Source organism: Streptomyces montanisoli (assembly GCF_017813245.1).
GTDB classification, from domain to species: Bacteria; Actinomycetota; Actinomycetes; order Streptomycetales; family Streptomycetaceae; genus Streptomyces; species Streptomyces montanisoli.
In genome coordinates this window covers 1-2,126 of the sequence record NZ_JAGIQL010000340.1, presented here as the reverse complement: position 1 = coordinate 2,126, position 2,126 = coordinate 1, and the positions used below count along the sequence as shown (strand labels likewise).

Genomic DNA, 2,126 nt, shown 5'->3' with positions numbered 1-2,126 from the left:
GCGGCCAATGCCTAGGTGCTCGACGAGGTCCGCCACCGAGGTGGCCTCGTAACCACGCCGCCAGAACAGCTCGAGGGCTGACTGAAGTGCGGCGTCCGGGTCGAACTCCTTGGTCCTGGCCATGGCTGGACCCCAGGGGATACCAAAACGATCGGGCAAGTAGTTACGTGGTCACTTGGCCGCCCGGGCCTCGGGCCGGGCAGCCTTACCCTCCCCGGCCAACCCAACCAACGGCGCCCGCCTCGGGCGGAGGGCGTGAGGGGGGCGCAGACGGCCCCGCAGGCGGCCGAGGCGGCTCCGGGACGTCGGCGGCGCCGGAGGCGGGCACGCGTGCGGACAGCGGGCCTGACGGCCCGTCGTCCGCCGCCGACACCGCGGACGACGGGCGGTTCACCGTACGGCTCGTCAACTTCGAGGGCCCCTTCGATCTGCTGCTCCAGCTCATCTCCAAGCACAAGCTCGACGTGACCGAGGTCGCACTCTCCAAGGTCACCGACGAGTTCATGGCGCACATCCGGGCCATGGGCCCCGACTGGGACCTCGACCAGACCACCGAGTTCCTCGTCGTCGCCGCGACGCTCCTCGACCTCAAGGCCGCCCGCCTGCTGCCCGCGGCCGAGATCGAGGACGAGGCCGACCTCGCGCTCCTTGAGGCGCGCGACCTGCTCTTCGCGCGCCTGCTCCAGTACCGCGCCTACAAGGAGGTCGCCGCCGTCTTCTCGGCGCGGCTCGACACCGAGGCACGCCGCTACCCCCGCACCGTGGGGCTGGAGCCCGGGCTCGCGGAACTGCTGCCCGACGTCGTCATCCGCATCGGCCCCGAGGGTTTCGCGCGGCTCGCCGTCAAGGCCATGCAGCCCAAGCCCGAGCCGCAGGTGTACGTCGACCACATCCACGCGCCCCTCGTCTCCGTGCGGGAGCAGGCCGAGCTCGTCGTCACGCTGCTGCGCGAGCGCGGGCAGGCGACCTTCCAGGAGCTGACAGCCGACACCGACGACACCCTCACCGTCGTGGCACGCTTCCTCGCGCTGCTGGAGCTCTACCGCGCCCGCGCCGTCGGCCTCGACCAGGAGCAGGCGCTCGGCCCGCTGGTCGTGCACTGGACGGGGGAGGCGAGCACGGGTGAGCTCAGGGTCGGCGAGTTCGACCTCGTGCCGCGGCCCGACGACGAGGCCGAGCCCGGCGCCGGACACGAACAGGAGGAGGCATCCGCGTGAGCGAGTCACAGACAGCCGAGTCACAGACAGCCGAGTCACAGGCCGTCGAGGAGCTGCCCCTCGGGCCGGCGCTCGAGGCCGTCCTCATGGTCGTGGACGAGCCCGCGACCGAGGAGCACCTCGCCAAGGTGCTCGGCAGGCCGCCACGCGCGGTGGCGGACGCCCTGCGCGCGCTCGCCGACGAGTACACCGCCGACGGCCGCGGCTTCGAGCTGCGGCTGGTCGCCGGCGGCTGGCGCTTCTACTCGCGCGCCGAGTACGCGCCCGCCGTCGAGGGCTTCGTCCTGGACGGCCAGCACGCCCGGCTGACCCAGGCGGCGCTGGAGACGCTGGCCGTCGTCGCGTACCGCCAGCCGGTCAGCCGCTCCCGCGTCTCCGCGGTACGCGGGGTGAACTGCGACGGCGTCATGCGCACGCTCCTCCAGCGCGGCCTGGTGGAGGAGGCGGGCGCGGAACCCGAAACAGGTGCGATCCTGTACAGGACGACGAATTACTTCCTGGAGCGCATGGGCCTGCGCGGCCTTGACGAGCTGCCCGAGCTCGCGCCCTTCCTCCCCGAGGCGGACGCGGTCGAGGCCGAGTCGCTGGAAGGCGTTCCGTCGTTCGATCCGGACGCCCCGGACACCCACGCAGACGACGAGACGACGACGGAACTTTGATGCGAAGCAGCGGCAGCGGCAGCGGCAGGAACGACCGGAACTCCCGGGGAGCCGGCGACCGGCAAGGCGACAGGCAGGCCGACCGGCAGGCCGACAAGCAGGACCGGCGCCCCCGCCGTCCGCGCCCCGAGGAGCGGCGCTACGACGTCGGCGGCGCCCAGGGCGAGGGCGGCGGCCCCCGCAAGGGCCGCGGCGACGCGGCACGCGGCGGCGCCTATGTTTGGAAGAGCTCACGTCTGAACTCCTGTTT

3 protein-coding genes and 1 pseudogene are annotated in these 2,126 nt (G+C 72.7%); 3 read left to right on the top strand and 1 reads right to left on the bottom strand.

Translation table 11 applies throughout. The annotated features are described in order from the left end of the window. The coding region (locus JFN87_RS32995) for a TetR family transcriptional regulator (protein WP_209346176.1) at positions 1 to 123 on the bottom strand (123 nt) is incomplete at its 3' end. Here JFN87_RS32995 and JFN87_RS32990 point away from each other — a divergent pair. The 3 genes and pseudogenes from JFN87_RS32990 to JFN87_RS32980 form a co-directional block, all read left to right on the top strand. Further along, the gene (locus JFN87_RS32990) at positions 87 to 1,217 is read left to right on the top strand and encodes a segregation and condensation protein A (protein ID WP_372449338.1); all 1,131 of its coding nucleotides are present in this window, start codon (positions 87 to 89) and stop codon (positions 1,215 to 1,217) included. The two genes, JFN87_RS32995 and JFN87_RS32990, sit on opposite strands and share 37 nt — an antisense overlap. Continuing rightward, entirely contained in the window at positions 1,208 to 1,876 is a 669-nt protein-coding gene (gene scpB / locus JFN87_RS32985; RefSeq protein ID WP_372449339.1) for an SMC-Scp complex subunit ScpB, read from the top strand. Before JFN87_RS32990 ends, scpB begins: the two co-directional genes overlap by 10 nt. Next, a pseudogene (locus JFN87_RS32980) lies at positions 1,876 to 2,126 on the top strand (hypothetical protein); the annotation flags it as partial. The gene scpB and the pseudogene JFN87_RS32980, both read left to right, overlap by 1 nt.